A 22,343-nucleotide genomic window follows, 5' to 3' on the forward strand; every position below is an offset into this window, starting at 1 on the left:
AACACGAATGAAGCTCTTCGCCTCGGCGTCGGACCGGCGGCGGGGGATCCTCGCGATCGTCGCCGTCGCGGTCGCCTTCGCCGGGCTCTACCTCTTCGTTCGGGAGTACGCCGCGTTCCTCACCGACGCCGAGGCCCTGCGGCTGTGGCTCCGGCAGTTCGGCGTGCTCGCGCCGCTCGTGTTCATCGCGATCCAGGCGCTTCAGGTGATCGTCGCGCCGATCCCGGGACAGGTCGTCGCCCTCGTCGCGGGGTACCTCTTCGGCCCACTCGCCGGCACGGTCTACAGCGTCACGGGCGTGCTCATCGGAAGCGCGATCGCGTTCTCGCTGTCGAAGCGCTACGGCCGGTCGTTCGTCGAGGACGTGATCCACGCGGACGTGATCGATCGGTTCGACGGGTTCGTCGACACGGTCGGGCTCCCGGGGCTGTTCGCGTTCGTGATCATCCCCGGGCTCCCGGACGACGCCATCTGTTTCCTGAGCGGGCTCACGAAGTGGAAGCTCCCGGCGTTCATGGGCGTCATCGCCGTCGGTCGACTCCCCGCGTACGTGCTCACGGTGTACGCCGGCGGCGAGCTCGCGAGCGGGCGGTTCCTCTCCGGGATCGCGCTCATCCTCGTCGTCGTCATCGCGTCTGTGGTCGGCTACTACAAGCAGGAGGCGATCCGCGACGTCATCGCTCGCGTCGAACCCCGGCTTCCCTTCTGACCGCGGACCGGAGTCATCCCCACGTCCACTGCGAATCGAGCGCGAACCGGTAGAGCCCGCTGAGGAAGATGGCGACCGCGTTCGCGACGAGGTACATGACCTCGCCCCACTCCACGAGCGCGTAGAGGACGCCGAGCTGGATCGGGATCGCGGTGCCGCGGACGAGGTTCGTCTTCGCGAGCCCGGAGAGGTACTCCGCCGTGCCCGTGTTCTGGCTCGCCTCGAACGTCCACGCGTTGTTGAACACGTACGACAGAATGATGGTGATCTCGATGGCGACCGTCGCGCCGATCAGGTAGTTGATCCCGGCGGCGTCGACGAACAGCCAGAGCAGCCCCATCTGGATCCCCGCGGTGAACGCGCCGACGACGACGAACCGGCGCATCTGAACGGCGATCGGTCCGCTGACGAGGTTGCGGAGGATCGCCCGGACCATCACCGATAGCCGAGCGCCTCGAGCCGGGCCTCGAGGTCCTCGTCGACCTCGTCGTCCCCGGCGGCCTCCCCCTCCCGGTCGCGGAGCTCGGCGACGTGGTCCGCGGCGATCGGCGCGAACCGCTCGACGACGGCCAGCTCCTCGTCGGTCGGGTCCGCGGACAGGTCCTCCTGCTGGGTGGGGTCCGAGGGGCGGTGGTACAGCTCCGTCTCCCCCGTGTCCGCGTTCTCGATGTACGTCCACTCCGCGTCGCGGACGCTCACGAGGAGGTCGCCGTCGGCCATCGACCGCGGGATCGGCTGCTCGGTCACCTCCTCGCCCCGGACGGTCACGGAGACGACGGGGTCTCGGTCGGGATCGGCTTCGCCGTCGCCTCGGACCGCCGGCGCGACTGACTCCCCGCGCCACTCCGGCGGCGACTCGACGCCGAGCAGGTCGGCCACGGTCGGCGGGATCGCGTCGAGCCCGACGTGCCTGGAGACGCGCCCGCCGTCCTCGCCGGGGACGTTCACGATGAGCGGAACGGAAATGAGCTCGTCGTACAGCTTCGGGTAGTGCGCGAGGTGGCCGTGCTCCTGGAACTCCTCGCCGTGGTCGCCCGCGACGACGATCGCGGTCTCGTCGGCGACACCGGCCGCCTCGAGGGCGTCGAGCAGCCGGCCCACGCTCGCGTCCACCTGCCGCACGGTCGCCTGGTACAGCGTCCGGAGGTCGCGGAGGGTCCGCTCGCCCACTTCGAGCCCGAGGCTCGTGCGGGTGTGCGCGTGGAGCATCCGGTGGGTCCCGACGAGCCCGTCGGACACCTCGCGGATGTACCGCGGCGCCGGAACGTACGGCGTGTGGGTGTCCATGTAGTGGGTCCACAGGAAGAAGGGGCCGTCCGTCTCGTCGATGAACTCGGTGGCGGCGTCCTCGACGTCGAACATCCGCGAGGCGTCGAGGAAGGGTCGGTCGTCGCTCTGACCGCTGACCTTGGATTTGAGGCGCCGGAATGGCGAGGCCAGCAGCTGGATCCACGCCTCGACCGTCGGGTGCGCGGCGAGGTACCGGCTGTACCGGCTCGACCCGACGCTGGTGACGAACGGCTCGAACTCGTCGAACCCCTCGGGGTACCCCCAGTGAGACGTGAGGAAGCCGTTCGCGGCGTTGAAGCCGCCGGTCGCGATCCCGGCCTCCGAGAGCACCGAGGCGAGCGTCCGCGCGTCTTTTACCCCGATGTCGCCGTTCCGGGCGAAGACGGGCTCCGACGCGAGGATCGACGGGAACGAGAACGGCGTCCAGTTCCCGGTCGCGAACGCCCGGTCGAACGTCGTTCCGTCGGCGGCGAGATCGGTGAGCACCGGCGAGATCCGATCGGCGTCGTACGGCGCGATCGCGTCGGCCCGCAGCGAATCGATCGTGACGAGGACGACGTTAGAGACCTCGCGCTCCGATTCCGTCGTCGGCGACCCCGCCGCAGTGGACGACTCCGATTCCGTCTCGTCCGAGTGTGACGTGTCCGGTGCCATGTTATGCTATGGGTACCTCAGACGCCGCGACGCCGCGAGACGGCCCGACCGGTCGTGTCCCGTCCCCTCGGCGATTGGAGCGGGACACGGTTCTCTGACGAGGAGACGGGCCGGCGACCGACCCCCGCCTCTTCGAGCCGCGCGTCAGCAACACGAGTATACCCCAGAGAGCGCATGCCAGCGGCTTGAGGATTTCGATCTCGGAGACGGCGGCGAGCATCTCGGAGACGGCGGCGAGCGTAGCTATTTGCCGCGGGCGGGCGAAGTGGAACGCATGACCGATGCGACGACCGAGGCGGTCCGCGGCGTCGACGCCCTCGACGCCCACGTCCCGACTGACGAGATCCCCGAGTCGGTGCCGGCCGAGTCGCGAGCGGTCGAGACGAACGGCGTCCGGCTCCACGTCGTCGAGGCGGGGCCGGAGGACGGGAAGCTGCTCGTCCTGCTCCACGGCTTCCCCGAGTTCTGGTACGGGTGGCACGAGGCGATCGCGACGCTCGCCAACGCCGGGTACCGCGTGGTGGTCCCCGACCAGCGCGGGTACAACCTCTCTGAGAAGCCGCCGGCCGTGAGCGACTACCGGATCGGCGAGCTCGCCCGCGACGTCGTCGGCATCGTCGACGCGTACGGCCGAGAGACCGCCGCCGTCGCCGGCCACGACTGGGGCGCGGCGGTCGGGTGGTGGCTCGCGCTCCACCACGCCGACCGCGTCTCCGAGTTCGTCGCCGTCAACGTCCCGCACCCGACCGTCTTCAGGGAGACGCTCCGGAGCTCGTGGGACCAGCGGCTCAAGAGCTGGTATATGCTCGCGTTCCAGCTCCCGAAGCTCCCCGAGGCGGTCGCCAGCGCGGGGAACTGGCGGCTGGCCGTCCGCGGGCTCCGCGACTCCAGTACCCCCGGCACGTTCGGAGACGAGGACATTCGACGCTATCGCCGCGCGTGGAACCGCGAGGGCGCCTTCGAGGCGATGGTGAACTGGTACCGGGCGATCGTCCGGGACCGACCCGAGCCCGAGCGCACACGCGTCGAGGTTCCGACGCTGGTGATCTGGGGCGCGAAGGACCGGTTCCTCACCAAGCGGATGGCGGGCCGGAGCGTGGAGTACTGCGCGGACGGCCGGCTGTTGACCCTCGACGCCGCGACGCACTGGGCCGTCCACGAGGAGCCGCACCGGGTCGCGCAGGCGATCGCCGACCACGCCGACCCGCTCCCGCCCGGCGCGCGCGAGTAGCCTCGCCGCGGGTCTTTTCCGCCACGTACCTTTTATATCGACGGCGACGACCGTCGGCCATGACGCTCGACAGATACGCGGACGCCGTCGCCGACCTCGACCCCGCGGCGGGCGAGGTGGAGACCGCCGAGCTCGTCGTCACCGACGACGTGCTCGTCAAGGCGTTCGTCCTCGGTCCGGACGCCGCCGTCGACCCGCACGAACACGTCGACGCGACCAACGTCTTCCACGTCATCGAGGGAGAGCCGACGGTCGTCAGAGACGGGACCGCGGAGGCGCTCGCGGCGCCCGCGGTGGTCCTCAACGAGCGCGGCGCGGTCCACGGCGCCCGGAACGACACGGACGAGCGAGCCGTGCTCACGGCGAGCCTCTGCCCGCTCCCCTGATGGACGGCGAGATCGACCCCGAAGAGCTGGCGGCGCTCCTCGACGGCGAGGGTGAATACCCCCCGACCGACCTCCGGATCGTCGACATCCGCGACCGGCGGGCGTTCGACCGCGGCCACCTTCCGGGAAGCGAGTGCGTCCCGTTCCCGGAGCTGACGACCCGCGTCGAGGAGCTGGCGGGCGCCTCGCGGATCGTCACCGTCTGCCCGCACGGGATCGCCAGCCGGCAGGCCGCCCAGCTGATCGGGAGCTACGCCGGCGTCGAGGACGCGCGCGTCGAGAGCCTCCGCGGCGGTATCGAGGGGTGGGAGCGCGAGGTCGGCGATCTGGCGACGACAGCGAGAGGGGACGACGACCCCGACGCGAGCGACGGCGCGGCCGACGAGGGCCCCGAGGCCCCCTTCTGATCAGGGGTCGCGCCGACCGAACAGCCCGGCGGCAGCGCCGAGCGCGACCACGGCGGCGACGGGACCGAACCCGGGGACGCCGTCGTCGGTGGCTCCGCCGAGGGGTCCGTCGCCCTCGACGGTGACGGTCGTCGACGCCTCGTCTGCCGGTCCGACGACGCTCACGGTTACCGTCCGGTCGCCGCCGATCCCGCCGGACGACCCCCCGAGCGTGACGTTCCGGGCGACCGTCCCCTTGTCGTCGGCGTCGAGCCGGACCGGCGCCGTTCCGACCGTCTGGCCGTCGACGCGGAACTCGACGTCGCCGCCGGCGGGGAGTTTCGCGTCGTTCTCGACGGTCGCGACGACGCGAACCGACTCGCCCGCGGTCACGCGGTCCGCGCCGGTCGAGACGCCGCGGACCGACGGCGGCGCGGGCTCGGAGACGACGACGGTCATGCGCTCGCCGGCGATCCGGACCGCGTGTTCGCCCGGCTCCGCGAACGAGTGCTCGAAGCGCTCGGTCGTCTCCGCGCCCGCGTCGACCGTTCCGGACCGGGACTCGACGGCCTCGCCGTCGACGGTCAGCGCGAGGTCGTACTCGCCCGCGACGCCGCCCGTGTTGGCGACGTCGACCGCGACCGCGAGCGTCTCGCCCGCGACGAGTTCCACCGGGTCGCGGGCGACGGGGCGATCGCGGTACTCGCCGGTCGCGCGGACACCGTCGTCCGCGAGCGCGTAGCCGACCTGCGCCGGCGTCTCGCCGAACGCCTCGGCGTGGGCCGCGCGGTCCCACGTCTCCGCCGTCTCCCGCGTGGTCGTCAGGCGCTCGGCCTCGGCGCGGATCTCGGCCGCGGTCTCGGCGTCGGCCCCCTCGGCCGCGGCCGCCTCGACCGCGTCGAGGACGTCCTCGTTGGTGATCGGCCCGTCCGCGGCGTTCAGGTCGCGGAGGACCGTCGCGAGGGAGGCGCTCCCGCCGGTGGCGACGCGGAGGCGGCGGTCGATCTCGCCCGCGACGAGCGCGCCCTTCGTGTAGTCCGGGTTCCGCTCCCACGTGCCGGGGTCGGCGAGCACCGCCGAGGCGTCGGGATCGCGCTCGCCGCGCGCCAGGGTCCGCTCGAACGCCTCGAAGTCGGCGTCTCCGCGGTCCAGCGCGAACAGCGCGGCGTAGTAGGTCGCGCTCGCCTCGGTGATCCACCGGCCGCTCGCGTCGGCACGGTAGGCCTGCCGCGTGTGGACGTACTCGTGGGTCCACACGTCGTCGGCGGTGCCCGCCGGCTCGGTGTCCCGGACCCACACGTCGGCGTCGCCGATCTGGAGCCCGCGGACTCCCCACTCGGCGCCGTCGGTGGGCGCCGCCACCGCGAACACCGTCTCGTCGCGCGCGCCCACCTGCAGCGCGGTCGACGCCGACTCGAAGACGCCGAACACCTCCTCGGGAGTCGCCTCGAGGTCGGCCGCCGCGGGGACGATCAGCCGATAACGCTGGCCGTCCGCCTCGCGGACGTGCTCTTCGTACGGGCCGATGAACGCCATCGCCTGGGAAGCGACTCCCTCGCCGTCGACGGCGTTCTCCCGCGTCAGCCGGACCTGTCCGTCGTACTGCCCGGTGTACGACCAGCTCGCGCTCGTCCGCGGCGTCCGGACCAACGCCCACTCGCCCGTGTCGACGAACCGGTAGGAGCCGCGGGCGCCGAGCGGCCCCGCCTCCTCGACGGTGTCGTTGGCGTCCGTCGCGTAGGTGAGCGAGGGGTTCCGCGTCTCCCCGTCCCACGCCCACGTCGATCCATCGGTGCCGGCGTCGTCGGCCCGCTCGAAGCCGTCGGCCTCGACCGCGTCCCCGTTCGCGCTGAGCAGGGTCACCCGGAACTCCGTGACGCGGTCGGGCAGCTCCGCCCGCGTCGTGACGCCGACCGTCCCGGCTTCCTCGGTCGCGAACAGCTCGTTCCGCAGGCGGATCGCGTCAGAGTCGCCGACCTGGCTCGTCCCGGTGCCTCGCTCCCCGTCGGCGGCTCCGGCGGTCCCGGCGGTCTCGTCCCCGTCGAACGAGGCGGGGCCGACCGATCCGTGAAAGGTGGTCTCGCCCGCCGCACCGCGGTCGCCGCCCGCCGCGCCTCCGGCGACCCCCAGCGCGGCGACGAGCAGGACCGCGACGAGCGAGACGGCGAGGAGAGACCGAACCGCGGGATCCGAACCCGACCGTGTCATGGATCCATCACCGTGCGACGCCGACATATGCCTGTTCCTCTCGGCGGCGGTCGACGAGAGCACGCGTCGCTCGGAACTCCGGAACGGATCGAAAAAACGAACGCCGAGAGGGGGGAGAGGGAGCGTGTGACGTCCCTCCGTGAGGTAGTTTGTCACTGATCTTCATAGTTATACACTCCCTATCACCGGGTCCGGTCGACCCCGCGCCCGTGTCGACGACTCGGGTCAGATCGCGTGGATCCGGGCGGTCCAGAAGTCGCTGAAGGCGTTCTCGAGCGCCGCCTTCGGCTTCCCGGTCGCGTCCGAGACGTCGGTGACGTCGGCGTGCTCGCGGACCTCGCCGAGGACGCTCCGCTCGCCGACGACGATCACGCGATCGACGTCGCCCGCGTCGGCGACGGCGGCCAGTTCCCGGTTCGCCTTCTTCAGGTGGTCGTCGATCTGGCCCTCGCGGCGGCGCTCGAAGCGCCCCTGCGAGAAGCCGCCCTTCGAGTGGGCTCCCTTCACGTCGGAGGCGAACCCCTCGAAGGCGACGCGCTCGGTCCCCTCGTACGTGCCCATCGCGAACGTGTCCGACCGGACCACGGCGAAGGCGAACCGGCCGGTCGGACGGAACCACGGCTCCTCCAGCCGGAAGGCGTCGTCCCACCGGTCGAAGGGCTCGGGCTCGATCGGCGGCGCGATCGCCGCGCTCACCGCGCCCGAGTCGTCGGCGAGGACGACCGCGGGCGCGGCCCGCCGGACCAGCCGAGTCCGGTCGCCGAACCACTCCGACACGCTCGTCGGCACCGCGTCGTCGCTCGGGACGAACGCCGTGAGCAGCCCCTCCGGGTCGGCGCTCTCGACGGCCCGGAACCGGTCGAGGACGTCGCTCAGGCGCGCGCCGCGGGCGTCGCTCACGCGGCGGAACTCGACTGATTCCTCCCCGCCCTCCGCCCGGCTCAGCCGCTCCTCCAGCGACTCGATCCGGTGTTCGAGATCGTTGACGCGCTCCTCGGCGCGCTGGCGGTCGGCGACCGCATCGGACCGCCGCTCCTCCTCGGCCTCGGCGCGGCGTTCGAGGTGGCGCTTCTCCTCCTCCAACTCCGCGATCCGCTCTTTCAGCTCGGCGCGCCCGAGCAGCCTGTCGATCATACCCAACCCGCGACCGCCGGCGACCTAAAAGGTGCGTCTGCGGCGAGGCGAATGAGGCTCTGTTTATAAATATTTGTTTACAAATAATCGCAGTGGCGCGCGCCTGCGAGCGCCCATCGGGCGCGAGTCAGCGCGCGCGAGGGAGGTCGCTGGCGCCGACGGCGCCAGCGACGAGGCTGGGGAGGCGTGAGGCGCGGGGCTGTGCGGTTGCGGGGTGGGACTCAAAGGGGCAGCCGCGAGGACGGCGCAGGCGACGGAAGCACTACAGGGAGTGAGCGAAGCGAACGACCGAAGCGCGTGGTTCGAAACGGCTCCGCCGTTTCGTCATCACGAGACGCCTTTGGCGTCTCGAACGACAGCGAGCGTGCGCCGTCCTCGTGGCTGGGGCTTTGGAGGTGTTCAGCGTCGCTCACCGGCTGACTACTTATAAGGCATAGACGACACCGATACGCAACACCAGATCCATCACGTCGTACTACGCGTTCACGAACGGCTCCCACCCTTCCCACCGCAGCAGCGCCTCCGCCCGATCGGCGTCCGCCAGCAACACCTTCCTCCGGTCCGGGAGGGTCTCGTCCGCGAGCTCGTGGGGGAGCGCGAGCGTCCCGCTCGGCACGTCGTCGTCGCCGGCGACCGGGATGTGACCCGAGCCGACCTTCATCACGAGGGGCGCGTCGAGCCGCTCGATCCCCTCGCCGTCCGCGTAGAGCTGCTCGTTGACCTGCTCGTGGTCGGCCCGCCGGATGACGGCGCGGTCGCCGTCGTGGGGCTCGACGTACAGTTCCCCCAGATAGTAGCCGCTGGAAAATCGCTCGAACATGCTATGCGTGACATCCTCTGCCACGGTTGTATATAAGCGTTACCCGGAGCACGGTCGAAATTGATAATCGACACGCAGCGACGGTCGACCGAAAATAAATCGACGCCTACTCCCCGCCCGACCGCCGCGCGACCTCGTGACGACCGAACCCGTACCGCAGTCTGTTCGCGAGCCGCCGCGAGAAGCGACCCTCGTTCCGCGAGTCGAACCGCTCCGCGAGCGCCTGATAGATGATCGGCACGGGGACCTCCTGTTCGAGCGCCTCCTCGACGGTCCACGTCCCGGTAGAGCCGCCGGCGACGTGATCGGCGACGTCGCCGAGGTCCGACCCCTCCTCGCGGAACGCCTCCTCGCAGAGCTCCAGCAGCCACGACCGGATGACGGCGCCGTTGTTCCACGTGCGCGCCACCGACTCCATGTCGAGGTCGTACCGGCCCTCGGCGAGCAGCTCGAACCCCTCGCCGTACGCCTGCATCAGCGCGTACTCCACGCCGTTGTGGACCATCTTCACGTAGTGGCCCGAGCCCGACTCGCCCATCCGGTCGTGGCCGTTCGGCCCGGTCGCGACCGCGTCGAAGACCGGGGTCATCGCCTCGTACGCCCACGCCGGCCCGCCGACCATGAGCGAGAACCCCGCCTCGGCGCTGGCCGGCCCGCCCGACGTGCCGCAGTCGAGGTAGGCGGCGTCCGTCTCCTCGGCGCGCCGGACCGACTCGCGGAACCGCGAGTTGCCGCCGTCGACGACCACGTCGTCGCCGTCGAGGTGCGGCTCCAGGTCCGCGAGGGTGGCGTCGACCGCGTCGCCGGCGGGCACCATGAGCCAGATGCGCTTGCCGCCCTCGGCGCTCTCGCCTCCGTCGGACCCGTCCAACCGATCGTAGAGGTCTTCGACCGAGTCCGCGGGCTCCGCGCCCGCCTCCGCCGCGGTCGCCGTCGCCTCGGCCGAGAGGTCGAACGCGACCACGTCGTGGCCCGCCTCCAGCGACCGGTTCACGACGATCTGCCCCATCCGCCCGAGTCCGATGACGCCGAGTTCCATGCGCGAGGGGTGGCGACCGCCCGCCGTAGTGGTTCCGGTTCGACGGCCGTCTCCGCGCGCCCGTCACTGCGTTCGCGCGACCCCCCAACCGTTTTGCCCCTCCCCCGAGTGCCACGTCCATGCCACGAGTTAACGAGAGCAAGCTCGACTGGACGGAGACGGACCGCGGCGAGACCCGGTTCCGCCGGAAGCAGCTCTCCGAGGCGGCCGGCGGCGAGGGGATCGGCTGCAGCCTCTACGAGCTCCCGGCCGGCGCGAAGTCGTGGCCGTACCACTACCACGCCGCCAACGAGGAGGCGATCTACGTCCTCGCGGGCGAGGCGACCCTGCGGCACGACGGCGAGACCGAGACCGTCGAGGCGGGCGACTACGTCGCGTTCGCGGCGGACGCGTCCGGCGCCCACCGCGTCGTCAACGAGGGCGACGAGCCGGTCCGGTACCTCGCGATGTCGACGATGACCGAACCGGACGTGACCGTCTACCCCGACTCGGACACCTTCGGCGTCTACGTCGGGTCCCCGCCGGGCGGCCGCGAGGAGCGCTCGCTGGAGGGGTACTACGAGATCGACGGCGACGTCGACTACTGGGAGATGTGAGGGTCGCCCTCGACTTCGATGCACCGGTCGGATGCACCGATTCCGACGACCTCGAACCGTTGATCGGCTACTTAACGTCGAAACGCATGAAGAGATAGCGGGAGGGAGCGGGGCGCCGGAGCCTCTAGACGTATGTCCCGACACGACGGCAGAACGACGACCGCGGAGTGGGACCGATGAGCCGGACGCGACTGCGGCTCGACCTCCCGACCGACTCCTGGCTCGCGAGGCCTCGCGCTCCCGTCCGGACGCGGCGCTCCGCGTGACGGGGACCGTGGCCGCTGACGGGGGCGACGTCACCGCGCTGGCGGCGGGGGGCGACCGCGCCGGGATCGTCGAATCCCTCCGCGGTCGCGACCGCGTCGATCGGGTCGAGGTGGTCGAAGACGAGGGAGCGGAGACGGTCGTTCGCGTGGCCGGGCCGCCGCCGTCGTACGTCGCGGCCGCGCGCCGTGCCGGCGTCCCGGTCGAGTCGCCCGTCGAGGTCGCGGACGGGTGCGCGACCCTCGTGGTGGCCGACGACCGCGAGCGGCTCTCCGCGTTCGGCCGCCGGCTCGCGGTCGCGGGCGCCACCGTCGAGTCGACCGGCGACGACGAGCCCGACCCGCTCCTCACCGAGGCCCAGCGCGACCTCGTCCGCGCCGCCGTCGAGGCGGGCTACTACGACACGCCGCGGGAGTGCACGCTCACCGAGCTCGCCGCCGACCGCGACATCGCCAAGTCCACCTGCAGCGAGACGCTCCACCGCGCCGAGGGACAGGTGATGCGGCGGTTCGTCGAGGACGGATTCGGTGCGGTCGCTCCCGCCGACGCCGGGACCGAGAGGTCGGTCTCGTCGATCGACGAGATCGCCGACGGGGGAGAGGACGACGCGCCCCGCGGCTCCGAGGCGTCGGGCGTGACGGCGACGGAACCGTAGCCGGCGAGGGGGGAACGCTCGGCTCCCCTTACTCCCCGTCGAGCGCCTGCCACGAGAGCCGCGGGTTCCGCGCGGCCGAGACCTGGTCGATGCGGCCCGCGGCGGTCCGGTTCGGCGCCGCGTCGAGCGCCTCGTCGGTGTCGGCGTACGCGAGGTCGAACGCCTCCGCGAGGTCGTCGAGCGAGGACTGCCCTTCGATCTCGGTCGGCTCCGTCAGCATCGCCTCCGGGACCATCTCGGGCCACTTCGTCGTCGGCGGGTGGACGCCGAAATCGAGCATGCGCTTGGCGACGTCGGCGGCGTCGCGCTCGCCCGCCGTCGCCGCGAACTCGTGGTGGAAGGGGCCGTGCGGCACGTCGAGGTCGATCCGCTCGGCGAGGTAGTTCGCGTTCAACACGGCCTTCGCGGCCGCGTCCGCGAGCCCCTCGTCGCCGAGGCGGGCGATGTACGCGTACGCCTTGATCAGGACGAGCCAGTTGCCGGTGAATCCGTGCACCTTCCCGATCGTGCGCTCCGGCTCGAATCCCTCGTACCCGCTGGCGTTCTCGTTCTCGCGGACCTGCGGCGCCGGGAGGAACTCGGCCAGCTCGTCGACGACGCCGACCGGGCCGGCACCGGGCCCGCCGCCGCCGTGGGGCGTCGCGAACGTCTTGTGGACGTTGTAATGCATCACGTCGAACCCCATGTCGCCGGGGCGGCCGCGGCCGAGCAGGGCGTTGAGGTTCGCGCCGTCGTAGTAGAGCAGCCCGCCCGCGTCGTGGACGATGTCGGCGATCTCCGCGATGTCGCGCTCGAAGAGCCCGACCGTGTTCGGGTTGGTCAACATCAGGGCGGCCGTGTCGTCGCCGACGGCCGCCTCCAGCGCCTCGACGTCGACGCGCCCGTCGTCGCCGGAGGGGAGCTCGACCACGTCGTAGCCGGCGGTCGCGGCGGTCGCGAAGTTCGTCCCGTGCGCCGAGGCCGGGATCACGACCTCGGAGCGGTCGTTGCCGTGGTGCTCGTGGTACGCCTTCGCGACGAGGATCCCCGTGAGCTCGCCGGCCGCGCCCGCCGGCGGCTGGAGCGTCACGGCGTCCATCCCGCCGATCTCCGCGAGGAACTCCTGGAGCCGGTACTGGAGCTCTAAGTTCCCCTGCGTCGACCGCTCGGAGCGGTCCGGGTGGACCGCCGCGTTCGGGTCGGCGGCGACGTCCTCCGTGAACTTCGGGTTGTACTTCATGGTGCAGCTCCCGAGCGGGTACGGCCCGGAGTCGATCGCCCAGTTCATCTGCGAGAGCCGGGTGTAGTGGCGGGCGATCTCCGGCTCAGAGGGCGACGGTAAGGTGAGCTCGTCCCGAGTCAGGTCGTCCGGCAGCGGCGAGTCGTCCGTCACGTCGACGGTCGCCTCCCCCTTCTCCGAGAGCAGCGGCTCACGGACGTCCTCGGTCTCGCGCTCGTAGTTGGCCTGGTCGTGGATCACTCAGATCACCTCCTCGAACGCCGCGACGAGGTCGTCGGCTCGCCCGGCGTTCAGGTCGGTCACGCACACCTGCAGGAGGTGCTCGCCGACGACGTGGACCGCGAACCCCTCGGCCTCCAGGTCCTCGGCGATCGCCGCGGCCGGCTGGTCGACGCGCACGGCGAACTCCCGGACGTGGTGTCGGTCGTGGACCGGCGCGACGGCGCCCTTCAACCCGTCTATCCGGTCGGCGAGGGCGGCCGCCTCGCGGACGCAGTCGTTCGCGAGGTCGACGAGCCCGTCCGGCCCGAGCGACGCGGCGTGGATCGCCGCGCGGAGCGCCACCCACGCCTGATTCGTGCAGATGTTGGAGGTCGCCCGCTCCTTCCGGATGTGCTGTTCGCGGGTCTGGAGCGTGAGGGTGTACGCGCGGTCGCCGCCGGCGTCCTCGCTCGCGCCGACGAGCCGCCCCGGAACCTGCCGGAGGAACTCGTCGCTACAGGCGAAGATCCCGAGCCCCATCCCGTAGGCGGTCGGGAGCCCGAGGACGCTCGCCTCGCCGACGACGACGTCGGCGCCGACGCTCGCCGGCTCCTCGAGAACCGCCAGCGACACCACGTCCGACCCGAGGACGAACAGCGCGTCGCTCTCGGCCGCGAGGTCGCCGACCGCCCCGAGGCGCTCCTCGATACAGCCGCGGACCGTCGGGTTCTCGGCGTACACCATGACGACGTCGTCGCCGACGCGGTCGGCGATGGCGTCGACGTCGGCGTTGCCGTCGGCCATCGGGTACCGCTCGACGGTGAGACCGGCGCCGGCGCAGTAGTTCGCGAGCACCTCGCGTTTCCCCTCGCGGAGCTGCTCGGGGACGAGGACGGTGTCGCCCGAGGTCGACCGGACGCGGTCCGCGAGCGTCGCCGCCTCGCCGAGCGCGGTCGCGGCGTCGTACATCGAGCAGTTCGCGACCGGGAGCCCGGTGAGCTCCACCAGCATCGACTGGTACTCGAACAGCGCCTGGAGGAACCCCTGCGAGATCTCCGGCTGGTACTGGGTGTAGCTCGTGAGGAACTCCGCGCGGTCCGAGAGGTGGTCGACGACGCTCGGCACGTAGTGGCCGTAGTGGCCCCGGCCGAGGAACTCGGTCAGGTCGTCGTTCCGCCCGAAGATCCGCGAACACTCCGCGCGGATCTCCCGCTCCGTCCGCGGCTCGATCCCGAACTCGCCGTCGAAGGCGACTTCGTCGGGGATGTCGAACAGCGCCTCCTCGTCGTCGACGCCGATCGCCGAGAGCATCTCGGCGGTCTCGGCGTCCGTGTGGGGCGCGTACGGGGTGCCGTCCGCCCCGCTCATCGGTCCGCTCCCGCACGCCGATTTGATCCCGCGCGTCGGCCCGCTCCCGCGCGTCCGCCGTCGCTCTGTCGTCCGGTTCCGGGTCGTCCGTCGAGTGGTGAGGTGGTCATGGTCGTGTGTCCGCTGGTTGGTCCCGCGTCCGGGGATCGGTTCGGTACGTCGTGCGCGTTCGCTACGCGATCTGCGCGTCGTACTCGTCGGCGTCGAGGAGCCCCTCGGCCTCCCCGCCCTCGGCCGGGTCGACCTCGAGCAGCCACCCGTCGCCGTACGGGTCCTCGTTGACGAGCTCCGGCCGGTCGAACAGGTCCTCGTTGACGGCGACGACCTCGCCCGAGACGGGAGCGTACAGGTCCGAGACGGCCTTGATCGACTCGACGACGCCGAAGGCTTCGCCGGCGGTCACCTCGTCGCCGACCTCGGGGAGCTCGACGAAGACGACGTCGCCGAGCTCGTCCTGCGCGAAGTCGGAGACGCCGACCCGGACGGTGTCGCCGCCGGTCGTGGTCCACTCGTGCGATTCCAGGTACCGCAACTCGTCGGGAATTTCGAAGCTCATAGGTGAAAGGGGTCGTCGTGGGACGCTCGGCCGGACCGGCGGGATCCGGTCGACGCGCACCGCCGGGCCGCGCGGCGCCGACGGGCCGGTCCCCGCGAGGCGTCGACCGGCGGAACCCTCGGCCGAGAGATGGTCCACGACACGTGTGATCCTCCCTTCCCGCGAGGGGAAATAAAAGGTATGTTCGCGGCCACCGCGCCGTCGTCTCGCCGGTCCGCTCGTCCGCAGCGCGGCGAGGCGCGGCGGGGCGCGATCTCCTCGGACCGGCTAGGACCACCGGTCGAGCCCGGTCTGGACCTGCGACTCCCTGATGCGTTCGAACCCGCGCTCGACCTCGTCGGCCGCGACGCCCCACTCGTCGACGACGTACGAGCGGGCGGCCGCCACGTCGGGGTTCACGTCGGCGTCGACGTCGACGTCGGCCGCCGGCGGGTCCATGAACAGCTCGCGGATCTCGGCGGCGTTCGGGATCTCGGCACCGCGCGCGTCGAGGACGCCCCAGAGGTCGCCGTGCTCTTTCACCGCCTTCACCGCGGTCTTCGGCCCGACGCCGTGAACGCCCTCGTTGAAGTCGGTGCCGCAGAGCATCGCGACGTCGATCAGCCCCTGCCGGTCCAGTTCGAGCTCGTCGAGCGTCGCCGCGAGCTCCATCAGCTCCGGGTCGCCTTTGCTCGTGAGCTGGCGGAGCGTCGTCGGGGCACCGAACAGCAGCGTGTCGTAGTCCTCGCTGCCGGCGTGGTCCACGGTCCCCGTCGCGGCCATGTGGGCGCACTGCGCCTCCCCCTCGGCCGGGGCCTCGACGATCGGCACGTCGAGCAGGCGGAGCAGCTCGCGGGTCGTCTCCTGAATCGTGTCGGTGAGCCGCTGGGTGCGGGCCTCCAGCCGGGCGGCCTCCACCGTATCCCCGCGCTCCTCGGCCGCGGCCCGCCGCTCCTCGGCGCGCTCGCGCTTCTCGCGCCGGTCCGCGACCTCGTCGGCCTTCAGGTCGGTGACCGCCCCGTCGAACACCATCACCGGGATCAGGTCGTGCTCGAAGAACTTGGGGAGCCCCTGGACGACGCCGATCAGGTTCGCGACCTCGACGCCGTCGGCGGTGGTGTACTTCTCCTCGGACGTCCACTTCACCGTCGTCGTGAGGTACCGATACAGCCAGTTGTGCGCGTCGACGGCGACGACGCTCCCCTCTATCTCCTCGAAGGCGACGTCCCGGATCGCCGCGAGAGCGCGCAAGTCCGCGTTTCCCATTACGCATTTGCTGGGCGCCGCGGCTCTTAAACCATCGACTCGCGCGGCGGTGGCCCTATTTCGGGGCCGGCGCGCGCCGGTCTCCGTGCGCCGAGCCGCCGTCCCGCGCTGCCGGCTTGTGGGGCGTTTATGTGCGTCAGTCGACTAGGATTCGGTAGCGAATGGTCTCGCCGTTCGAGGTGTTGCGGATCGACGAAGACGCCGACGAGGCCGCCGTCGAGCGCGCCTACCGCGATCGGGTGAAGGAGGCGCATCCGGACCAGGGGGGGACGCTCGAGGAGTTCCAGCTCGTCAGGCGCGCCTACCGCGAGCTCGACGAGCGGAGCCGAAACGGGAACGGGAGCGACGGCGCGGTTGCCGCCGCCGACGTCGACCTGACGGACGACGAGGGCGAGGCCGCCGAGGTGGAGCCGGCGCGCGTCGAGTTCCTCGATTACGACGCGCTCGCCGACTACGGCTGGTCGCTCGACGACGACGCCCTCTTCCGGAAGGCGTCGCACGCCGACCTCGGCGCGGCCGAGCACGGTCGCCTGCTCGTCCGGCCGGACGAGAGCCTGCTCGAAGCGGCCGAAAATCGCGGATTCGGCTGGCCGTTCTCCTGTCGCGGCGGCGCCTGCGCGAACTGCGCGGTGTACCTCGTCGAGGGCGAGCTCTCGCAGCCGGCCAACCACATCATGCCCGACGAGCTCGCCGAGGAGGGGTTCCGCCTCTCGTGTAACGGCTACCCGCTGAGCGACGAGCTGAAGGTCGTGTTCAACGTGAAACACCTCGCCGAGCTCGACGACCTCATCCTGCCGCCGGGACCGTTTACGCGGCGGTGATCGAACGCGAAAGCCGCTTCGCCCCGGGAACGAGCCGTTCGGAGCCTGAAGACAGTGAATTTCGGTGCCGACCAATCATCCCCAAAGATAGTTATATATGTGATTGTTGATTTGTCGTCTGATATGAGTTCGAGTGAGGTGACACTTCGGAGCACGGTCGGCGGGATCTCGGTGGAGGGACAGCTCCACACGCTCAGCGTCTGGTTCATCCTCGCGTTGCGTCTGATGATCGGCTTGGCGTTCTTCCAGAGCGGCCTCGATAAGGTCCTGAGCGGGGAGTTCAGCGCGTCCGGCTACCTCCTGAACGCCCCGGCCGGGAACGGGAGTCCGGCCGCCGGGCTGTTCGCCGCGATGGGCGAGACCGCGTGGTTCGTCGAGTTCGTGAACGTCGCGGTGCCGTGGGGAGAGCTCCTCATCGGGCTCGGCGTGATCGTCGGCCTGCTCACGCGGCTCGCCGCGTTCTGGGGCGCGTTCATGATGCTCCTCTTCTATCTCGGGAACTGGGACATCTCGCACGGCTACATCAACGGCGACTTCGCGTACATGCTCGTGTTCCTCTCGGTCGCCGCCTTCGGTGCCGGGCGCGTCCTCGGCCTCGACTCGTACGTCGAACAGTACGAGGTCGGCGGGCAGCCGCTCGTCGAGCGGTACCCCTGGACGCGCTACCTCCTCGGCTGACCGCCGCCTTCGGCCGAGTCGACTTGAAAACCAGAGCCGTCCGCAGAATTCGATCCCTCGGGAGCCACCTCGTCACTCCGCGAAAGCGCGCCGACCGCGTCCCCGTCGGGGTCTCTTAGAACTCCTCTGCGACGGCGGCGACGACGGCGTCCTCCACGGCGTCGCGCTCGCCCGAGAGGAACTCGATCTTGCCCTCGCGGAGCCCGGCCGTGGTGACGTCGGCGCCGGGCGCGAGCTCGGCCGCGCGCTCGGCCACGTCGCGGACGGAGACCGCCTCGCTCGTCCGGACGTACAGCTCGTCGGTGCCGATGCCGACGGTCGCGTGCGCCTCGCCGTTCGCACGCCGACGGTGGAGGTCGTCGAGCAGGAGCGGCGTCGGCGGGAAGTCGTAGCGGTGGGTGTAGCCGTCGGTGTCGAGCACGTCGAACTCGACGCCGTCGACCGCCTCGGTGACGACGTTGGCGGTCGCGGTCTCGACTTCGGTCTCCAGCTTCTCGCGGAACTGCTCGGAGACGTGCGCGGCGAGGTTGCCGCCGTCCTCGAAGAGGAGGTCGGCGACGAGCTCGCGCTTGTCCTGGTACGACTGGTAGTACGCCTCCAGCGCGACGGCCTCGCGGAGCTCCGCGACGCGCTCGACGTCGTAGCCCGCGTCGCGGGCGAGGTCGACGTAGCGGTCGGGGGTCTCGGCCCAGTAGCTCACGGCCGGGAGGTGCCGCAGGTCCGCGCGGACCTCGTCGTTGATCGCGGACGCCAGCGAGGCGACCAGCGCGCCCGTCGAGAGGTCGCCCTCGATCGACTCGATCTCCGGCGAGACGAGTGTGTCGACGGCCTCGCGTGTCTCGGGGTCGGCGACCTCGGCGTCGACGACGACCGCGTCCACGCCGTAGACGGAGAGCAGGTCGATGCCGTCCGCGGACTCGACCGTCGAACCGGTGCCGACGAGGAGGAACAGCGGGAGCTTCTCGTCGTGGCGGTCGCGGTCCTGCAGCATGCGGGTCGCGTCGTTCGTCGCCGCGTCCATCCCGTACACCGGGTCGTCGAGCGGGCGGCGGGTGAAGTAGTGGTACTCGGCGTCGCTCTTGGCGTGCTCGTCGCGGATCAGCGGGAGCACGGCGCGCTCGACCGCCGCGCCGGCGACGTAGCCGTCGGCGGTGGCGGGGTGGCGCACGACGATCGGGCGCGATTCGAGGACCGCGCGGCGGACCGCCTCCGCGGCATCGAGCAGCCCGTCGGCGAGCTGCGCGACCGTCTCGTCGCCCGCGAGCGGCTGGAGCCCCTCGGGGCGCGCCTCGTCCGTGAGCGCCTCCGCGAGCCGGCGGCGGACCGCCTCGGCCTCCTCGCTCTCGAGGAGGACGAGCGCCTCGGACTCGACCTGCACGTCGCCCCGATGGCTCTCGACCTCGCCGTCGATCCGGACCGCGTCGCCGACCTCGACGTTCGGGTACGCGCGGACGCCCGGCTCGACGAACGCCGCCACGTCGACGACGCCGGTCTCGTCGCGCACCTCGAAGACGGTGGGGCCGCCCGTCTGCCGGACGCCGACGACCTCGCCGTCGATCCGGACCGCGTCACCGACGGCCTCGGAGAGTCCGCCGATCTCGACGCGCTCGCGGTCGTCGTCGAGCTCGTCCGGCTCGTCGGTTCCGGCGTCATCGTCGGTCTCGGACTCCGCGTCGACCGCGTCGGGCTCGGGCTCGTCGGCCTCGAATCCCTTCGCCGCGTCGACCGCTTCCGTCTCGTCCGCTTCGCTTTCGTCGTCCTCGACCGTCTCGGCAGTCGCCTCACTCTCCTCGTCCTCGGCTACTTCGCCCTCGTCGGCCGCTTCCTCCTCGGCCGCCTCGTCGGACTCCGTCTCGTCGGCCGCGTCCCCGTCGTCCGTCTCCTCGTCTTCCGCGTCCTCGTCCGGCAGGTACTCGGTGTCGCCGTCCTGGACGAGCACGCCGCGGAACTCGCGGTCGGCCTGTCGGATCGACCACGCGAGGTCGATGTTCCCGTTGTCGCGGACGCCCTTCACCTGGACGAACACCTCGTCGCCCGGCTCCCAGTCGAGGCTGTCGAGCCGGCGGTCGAGCTCGGACCGGTGGAGCAGCCCGGTCACGCCCGGGGAGAGGTCGACGAACACGCCGAACTCGGCGTAGCCGTCGACGACGCCGCGGTAGAACCGGTCGGACACGAGCTGGTCGGGGGAGTTCCCGCGGAAGTCGAACACAACGTCCTCCTGGTGCGGGTCGCAGATGCGCCCGCCGCCGTCGACGTCGACGCCACAGATGATACAGGATCCCATTTGAGTACACCGAGAGCCTCGGGCCTAAAACGGTTGTCGAAAGCCTCGCGGGAGCCTCTCGACGGAAACGCCCGCCGCGGCGACCGCCGGACGGATTACGCGAACAGCGTTCGAGCCGACGCGATCACGCGGTAGCCGACGCCGTAGCCGAGCAGCGCGGGCGGGATCGCGGCGACGAGCGTGCGCGGCCACGAGGTCCCGTGGACGACCCGGAAGCCGATCAGCAGCAGGGCCGCCGCGTACGCGCCGCAGGCGATCCGCAGCGCCGGGACCGGCGGCCCGGCGAGCGCCATCGGCGAACTGGCGTACGCGACGACCTGCACGGTCTCGCTGACCCCGCCGCGGTCCCGTAGCGAGAGCCCGCCGTCGATCTCGACGCTGGCGAGGATGACGCTCACCGTCGCGACAGCCGCGGTCAGGTGGAGCCCGACCGGGGCCGCGAGCGCGATCACGACGAGGAAGGCGACGAACGCGGAGACCGGCACCGAGGCGACCACTCCGGGGACTGCGGCGGGGTCCGCGACCATCCAGCCGAGCGCGAACGCGCCGGCGACGGCGACGGCGAACGTCAGCGCGGGCGCCTGGTCGCCGGGCGCCACGCCGTTCGCGAAGAGGCGACGCGGCCGGACGAGGGCCTCGACCCAGGCGCGAGCGAGCCCGCGCGGTCCCCGCGCTCGCCCGCCGACCGGGTCCTCGGTCCAGTGTGTCACGCCCGCCCTTCGTCCGGGTGGGATAACGGGGTTCCGGTTCGGGAGCGGTCCGCGCGGCTCCCGGCGCCCGCGGGCGGTCATCGAGGAGGGGATCGCGGCCGAGGCGCCGCCGCTCGGGCGAGGTCGGCGTCGGCATCCGCCCGTTCTCCCGTCTGATAAGCGGCGGGTAAACCCTTATACCGGGGCGCGCGGAGCGGTAGCCGAATGCGCGCCTTCCGGAGCGACGAACGGGGGTTCACCCCGATAGCCGGCACGGGGCTGCTCGTCGGCGTCGTCGTCCTCCTGCTGGCGATCGTGGGTGCCGCGATGTTCGGCCTGATCGACGGGGTCGCGCCGCCGGACGCGGAGTTCCAGGTCGAGCGGGATGGCGGCGACCTCGTCGTCGTCGCCGCCGGCCCCGAGCCCGTCCCGGCCGAGGAGCTGTACGTCCGCGGCGAGGACCCCGACGGCGAGGTCGAGTTCGGCGCGTGGCCCGGCGACGGGGTCGTCGAGCCCGGCGACCGCGTGGTCGTCCCGAACGCGACCGGGAACGAGCAGTTCGACGTGGTGTGGGAGCCGGTGGCGTTCGACACCCGCGAGACGCTCGGCAGCTACGACGGCGAGGATTCGGCGATAAGCGAGTGGGCCGAGGAGGGCGGGGCCGGCGCGGACCCGCTCGGCGGCGGTGGCGGCGGGTTCTGACGGACACGGAGACGAATCGAGCCGAGCCGCGCTCGCTACTCCACCGACACCCACTCGCCGCGCTCGTCGGAGCGCTCGATCGCGTCGAGCGTCTTCTGGACCTCGTACCCCTCCGCGAACGACGGGGAGAACTCGCCGCCCTCGGCGACCGCCGAGAGGAACTCGTAGTTCTCGTGGACGAAGGTGTGCTCCCACCCGATGACGTGTCCGGGGGGCCACCACCGGTCGACGTACGGGTCCGTCTCGTCGGTGACGAGCACCGTCTGGTAGCCGCGGTCGCCCTCGCGGAGCACCTCCAGCTCGTTGAGCCGCTCCAAGGAGAACTTCAGGCTCCCCTTCGAGCCGTGGACCTCGACCGCGTGGTCGTTCTTATGGCCGGTCGCGAACCGGCTCGCCTCGAACGTCCCGATCGCCCCCGACTCGTAGGCGACCTGCGCGGAGTAGGCGTCGTCGACGGTCACGTCGCGGTACTCCGCCACGTCGCGCTCACCGCCGTCGTTCCCGCCCTCGCCGTCCTCGTAGACGGGCCGCTCGTCGACGAACGTCTTCAGGTGGCCGGAGAGCCGGTCGATCCCGCCGACCTCGTCGCCGACGAGGAAGTCGGCGAGGTCGATCGTGTGCGCGCCGAGGTCACCGAGCGCGCCGGAGCCCGCCATCTCGGAGTCCATCCGCCACGCCCACGGCGCGTCGGGGTCCGCGAGCCAGTCCTGGAGGTATCGCCCGCGGATCTGTCGGATCTCGCCGAGTTCGCCGTCCTCGATCAGGCCCTTCGCGTAGCGGATCGCCGGGACGAATCGATAGTTGAACGCGGTCCCCGCGGGGACGTCGGCGTCGGCGGCGGCGTCGCGCATGGCCGCCGCCTCGTCCAGCGTCGGCGCGAGCGGCTTCTCGCAGAGGACCGGGACGCCCGCCTCGAGGGCCGCGATCGACGGCTCCGCGTGGACGTGGTTCGGCCCGAGGTTGTAGAAGACGTCCACCTCGTCGAGGGCGTCCTCCCAGTCGGTCGCGGTGTGCGCGAAGCCGAACCGCTCCGCGGCCTCGGCGAGCGCCTCCTCGTCGCGCCCGACGAGCGTATGTCGCTCGACCGCGGGCGCGTCCGGGAAGAACATCGGGAGTCTCGCCAGCGCGTTCGCGTGCGCCTTGCCCATGAACCGATACCCCAGCACGCCGATCTTGAGTGGCTCTCGTGTCATCGTGATCTCGCCCTC

General features: G+C 71.5%; 22 protein-coding genes. 9 read left to right on the plus strand and 13 right to left on the minus strand.

Annotation, left to right across the window (positions count from 1 at the left end; all coding sequences use genetic code 11):
• The first annotated feature begins 7 nt into the window (after positions 1-7).
• A complete protein-coding gene (locus FGM06_RS00705) occupies positions 8-709 on the plus strand; it encodes a TVP38/TMEM64 family protein (protein WP_144796488.1) in 702 nt (233 codons plus the stop codon).
• Positions 710-722: 13 nt separating this feature from the next.
• On the opposite strand, the gene FGM06_RS00710 is transcribed toward FGM06_RS00705, so the two are convergent.
• Both FGM06_RS00710 and FGM06_RS00715 read right to left on the minus strand, forming a co-directional pair.
• On the minus strand, positions 723-1,145 hold the full coding sequence (locus tag FGM06_RS00710; protein ID WP_144796490.1) for a GtrA family protein: 423 nt from the start codon (positions 1,143-1,145) through the stop codon (positions 723-725).
• Positions 1,145-2,653 carry a sulfatase gene (locus tag FGM06_RS00715; protein ID WP_144796492.1) on the minus strand — a complete coding sequence of 503 codons (1,509 nt, stop codon included), beginning with the start codon at positions 2,651-2,653 and terminating at the stop codon, positions 1,145-1,147. Before FGM06_RS00715 ends, FGM06_RS00710 begins: the two co-directional genes overlap by 1 nt.
• Before the next feature lie 274 nt (positions 2,654-2,927).
• On the opposite strand from FGM06_RS00715, the gene FGM06_RS00720 reads away from it, so the two are divergent.
• From FGM06_RS00720 to FGM06_RS00730, 3 genes are read left to right on the plus strand one after another with little or no spacing between them, the layout of a single operon-like run.
• The gene (locus FGM06_RS00720; RefSeq protein ID WP_144796494.1) at positions 2,928-3,884 is read left to right on the plus strand and encodes an alpha/beta fold hydrolase; all 957 of its coding nucleotides are present in this window, start codon (positions 2,928-2,930) and stop codon (positions 3,882-3,884) included.
• A gap of 59 nt (positions 3,885-3,943) precedes the next feature.
• The gene (locus FGM06_RS00725) at positions 3,944-4,270 is read left to right on the plus strand and encodes a cupin domain-containing protein (protein ID WP_144796496.1); all 327 of its coding nucleotides are present in this window, start codon (positions 3,944-3,946) and stop codon (positions 4,268-4,270) included.
• Positions 4,270-4,677, plus strand: a complete 408-nt coding sequence (locus FGM06_RS00730) for a rhodanese-like domain-containing protein (protein WP_144796498.1) — start codon at positions 4,270-4,272, stop codon at positions 4,675-4,677. The genes FGM06_RS00725 and FGM06_RS00730 overlap by 1 nt, the downstream gene beginning before the upstream one ends.
• Here the strand turns inward: FGM06_RS00730 and FGM06_RS00735 are convergent, their stop codons facing one another.
• The 4 genes from FGM06_RS00735 to FGM06_RS00750 form a co-directional block, all read right to left on the minus strand.
• A complete protein-coding gene (locus tag FGM06_RS00735; RefSeq protein ID WP_144796501.1) occupies positions 4,678-6,864 on the minus strand; it encodes a PGF-CTERM sorting domain-containing protein in 2,187 nt (728 codons plus the stop codon).
• A 225-nt stretch (positions 6,865-7,089) separates the two neighbouring features.
• A complete protein-coding gene (locus FGM06_RS00740; protein ID WP_144796503.1) occupies positions 7,090-7,998 on the minus strand; it encodes a Vms1/Ankzf1 family peptidyl-tRNA hydrolase in 909 nt (302 codons plus the stop codon).
• Between the two features lie 475 nt (positions 7,999-8,473).
• Positions 8,474-8,818 carry a DUF5802 family protein gene (locus tag FGM06_RS00745; protein ID WP_144796505.1) on the minus strand — a complete coding sequence of 115 codons (345 nt, stop codon included), beginning with the start codon at positions 8,816-8,818 and terminating at the stop codon, positions 8,474-8,476.
• Between the two features lie 106 nt (positions 8,819-8,924).
• The gene (locus FGM06_RS00750; RefSeq protein WP_144796507.1) at positions 8,925-9,857 is read right to left on the minus strand and encodes an NADP-dependent phosphogluconate dehydrogenase; all 933 of its coding nucleotides are present in this window, start codon (positions 9,855-9,857) and stop codon (positions 8,925-8,927) included.
• A 119-nt stretch (positions 9,858-9,976) separates the two neighbouring features.
• Here FGM06_RS00750 and FGM06_RS00755 point away from each other — a divergent pair, with 119 nt between their 5' ends.
• Positions 9,977-10,453, plus strand: a complete 477-nt coding sequence (locus FGM06_RS00755; protein WP_144796509.1) for a cupin domain-containing protein — start codon at positions 9,977-9,979, stop codon at positions 10,451-10,453.
• A 262-nt stretch (positions 10,454-10,715) separates the two neighbouring features.
• Entirely contained in the window at positions 10,716-11,372 is a 657-nt protein-coding gene (locus FGM06_RS00760; RefSeq protein ID WP_321167639.1) for a helix-turn-helix domain-containing protein, read from the plus strand.
• Between the two features lie 28 nt (positions 11,373-11,400).
• Here FGM06_RS00760 and gcvPB read toward each other — a convergent pair whose 3' ends face one another.
• The 4 genes from gcvPB to fen all read right to left on the minus strand — a co-directional run bounded on the left by gcvPB (position 11,401) and on the right by fen (position 15,961).
• Positions 11,401-12,831, minus strand: coding sequence for an aminomethyl-transferring glycine dehydrogenase subunit GcvPB (gene gcvPB / locus FGM06_RS00765; RefSeq protein WP_144796511.1), 1,431 nt, complete (start codon positions 12,829-12,831; stop codon positions 11,401-11,403).
• Positions 12,832-14,160, minus strand: coding sequence for an aminomethyl-transferring glycine dehydrogenase subunit GcvPA (gcvPA, locus tag FGM06_RS00770; RefSeq protein ID WP_144796513.1), 1,329 nt, complete (start codon positions 14,158-14,160; stop codon positions 12,832-12,834).
• Between the two features lie 172 nt (positions 14,161-14,332).
• A complete protein-coding gene (gcvH, locus tag FGM06_RS00775) occupies positions 14,333-14,716 on the minus strand; it encodes a glycine cleavage system protein GcvH (protein WP_144796515.1) in 384 nt (127 codons plus the stop codon).
• A gap of 267 nt (positions 14,717-14,983) precedes the next feature.
• Complete coding sequence (gene fen / locus FGM06_RS00780) at positions 14,984-15,961, minus strand: flap endonuclease-1 (RefSeq protein WP_144796517.1); 978 nt, start codon at positions 15,959-15,961, stop codon at positions 14,984-14,986.
• A 161-nt stretch (positions 15,962-16,122) separates the two neighbouring features.
• Between fen and fer the strand changes: the two genes are divergently transcribed.
• Together fer and FGM06_RS00790 are read left to right on the plus strand one after the other, a co-directional pair.
• On the plus strand, positions 16,123-16,782 hold the full coding sequence (fer, locus tag FGM06_RS00785) for a ferredoxin Fer (RefSeq protein WP_144796519.1): 660 nt from the start codon (positions 16,123-16,125) through the stop codon (positions 16,780-16,782).
• Positions 16,783-16,905: 123 nt separating this feature from the next.
• A complete protein-coding gene (locus tag FGM06_RS00790; RefSeq protein ID WP_144796521.1) occupies positions 16,906-17,460 on the plus strand; it encodes a DoxX family protein in 555 nt (184 codons plus the stop codon).
• A 115-nt stretch (positions 17,461-17,575) separates the two neighbouring features.
• Here the strand turns inward: FGM06_RS00790 and FGM06_RS00795 are convergent, their stop codons facing one another.
• Positions 17,576-19,744 (minus strand): DHH family phosphoesterase, encoded by a 2,169-nt coding sequence (locus FGM06_RS00795; protein WP_144796523.1) that lies wholly within the window; start codon positions 19,742-19,744, stop codon positions 17,576-17,578.
• A 95-nt stretch (positions 19,745-19,839) separates the two neighbouring features.
• Positions 19,840-20,454: a YIP1 family protein gene (locus tag FGM06_RS00800; RefSeq protein ID WP_144796525.1), complete on the minus strand. Its 615-nt coding sequence runs from the start codon at positions 20,452-20,454 to the stop codon at positions 19,840-19,842.
• Between the two features lie 204 nt (positions 20,455-20,658).
• On the opposite strand from FGM06_RS00800, the gene FGM06_RS00805 reads away from it, so the two are divergent.
• A complete protein-coding gene (locus FGM06_RS00805) occupies positions 20,659-21,135 on the plus strand; it encodes a type IV pilin (RefSeq protein WP_144796527.1) in 477 nt (158 codons plus the stop codon).
• A 35-nt stretch (positions 21,136-21,170) separates the two neighbouring features.
• Here FGM06_RS00805 and FGM06_RS00810 read toward each other — a convergent pair whose 3' ends face one another.
• Positions 21,171-22,328 carry a Gfo/Idh/MocA family protein gene (locus tag FGM06_RS00810; protein ID WP_144796529.1) on the minus strand — a complete coding sequence of 386 codons (1,158 nt, stop codon included), beginning with the start codon at positions 22,326-22,328 and terminating at the stop codon, positions 21,171-21,173.
• Positions 22,329-22,343 lie beyond the last annotated feature (15 nt).

The organism is Halorubrum depositum, from assembly GCF_007671725.1.
GTDB lineage: Archaea > Halobacteriota > Halobacteria > Halobacteriales > Haloferacaceae > Halorubrum > Halorubrum depositum.

Coding starts and splice junctions, on each gene's coding strand:
- FGM06_RS00705 (WP_144796488.1), top strand. CDS start 8: ATGAAGCTCTTCGCCTCGGCGTCGGACCGGCGGCGGGGGATCCTCGCG.
- FGM06_RS00710 (WP_144796490.1), bottom strand. CDS start 1,145: ATGGTCCGGGCGATCCTCCGCAACCTCGTCAGCGGACCGATCGCCGTT.
- FGM06_RS00715 (WP_144796492.1), bottom strand. CDS start 2,653: ATGGCACCGGACACGTCACACTCGGACGAGACGGAATCGGAGTCGTCC.
- FGM06_RS00720 (WP_144796494.1), top strand. CDS start 2,928: ATGACCGATGCGACGACCGAGGCGGTCCGCGGCGTCGACGCCCTCGAC.
- FGM06_RS00725 (WP_144796496.1), top strand. CDS start 3,944: ATGACGCTCGACAGATACGCGGACGCCGTCGCCGACCTCGACCCCGCG.
- FGM06_RS00730 (WP_144796498.1), top strand. CDS start 4,270: ATGGACGGCGAGATCGACCCCGAAGAGCTGGCGGCGCTCCTCGACGGC.
- FGM06_RS00735 (WP_144796501.1), bottom strand. CDS start 6,864: ATGACACGGTCGGGTTCGGATCCCGCGGTTCGGTCTCTCCTCGCCGTC.
- FGM06_RS00740 (WP_144796503.1), bottom strand. CDS start 7,998: ATGATCGACAGGCTGCTCGGGCGCGCCGAGCTGAAAGAGCGGATCGCG.
- FGM06_RS00745 (WP_144796505.1), bottom strand. CDS start 8,818: ATGTTCGAGCGATTTTCCAGCGGCTACTATCTGGGGGAACTGTACGTC.
- FGM06_RS00750 (WP_144796507.1), bottom strand. CDS start 9,857: ATGGAACTCGGCGTCATCGGACTCGGGCGGATGGGGCAGATCGTCGTG.
- FGM06_RS00755 (WP_144796509.1), top strand. CDS start 9,977: ATGCCACGAGTTAACGAGAGCAAGCTCGACTGGACGGAGACGGACCGC.
- gcvPA (WP_144796513.1), bottom strand. CDS start 14,160: ATGAGCGGGGCGGACGGCACCCCGTACGCGCCCCACACGGACGCCGAG.
- gcvH (WP_144796515.1), bottom strand. CDS start 14,716: ATGAGCTTCGAAATTCCCGACGAGTTGCGGTACCTGGAATCGCACGAG.
- fen (WP_144796517.1), bottom strand. CDS start 15,961: ATGGGAAACGCGGACTTGCGCGCTCTCGCGGCGATCCGGGACGTCGCC.
- fer (WP_144796519.1), top strand. CDS start 16,123: ATGGTCTCGCCGTTCGAGGTGTTGCGGATCGACGAAGACGCCGACGAG.
- FGM06_RS00790 (WP_144796521.1), top strand. CDS start 16,906: ATGAGTTCGAGTGAGGTGACACTTCGGAGCACGGTCGGCGGGATCTCG.
- FGM06_RS00795 (WP_144796523.1), bottom strand. CDS start 19,744: ATGGGATCCTGTATCATCTGTGGCGTCGACGTCGACGGCGGCGGGCGC.
- FGM06_RS00805 (WP_144796527.1), top strand. CDS start 20,659: ATGCGCGCCTTCCGGAGCGACGAACGGGGGTTCACCCCGATAGCCGGC.
- FGM06_RS00810 (WP_144796529.1), bottom strand. CDS start 22,328: ATGACACGAGAGCCACTCAAGATCGGCGTGCTGGGGTATCGGTTCATG.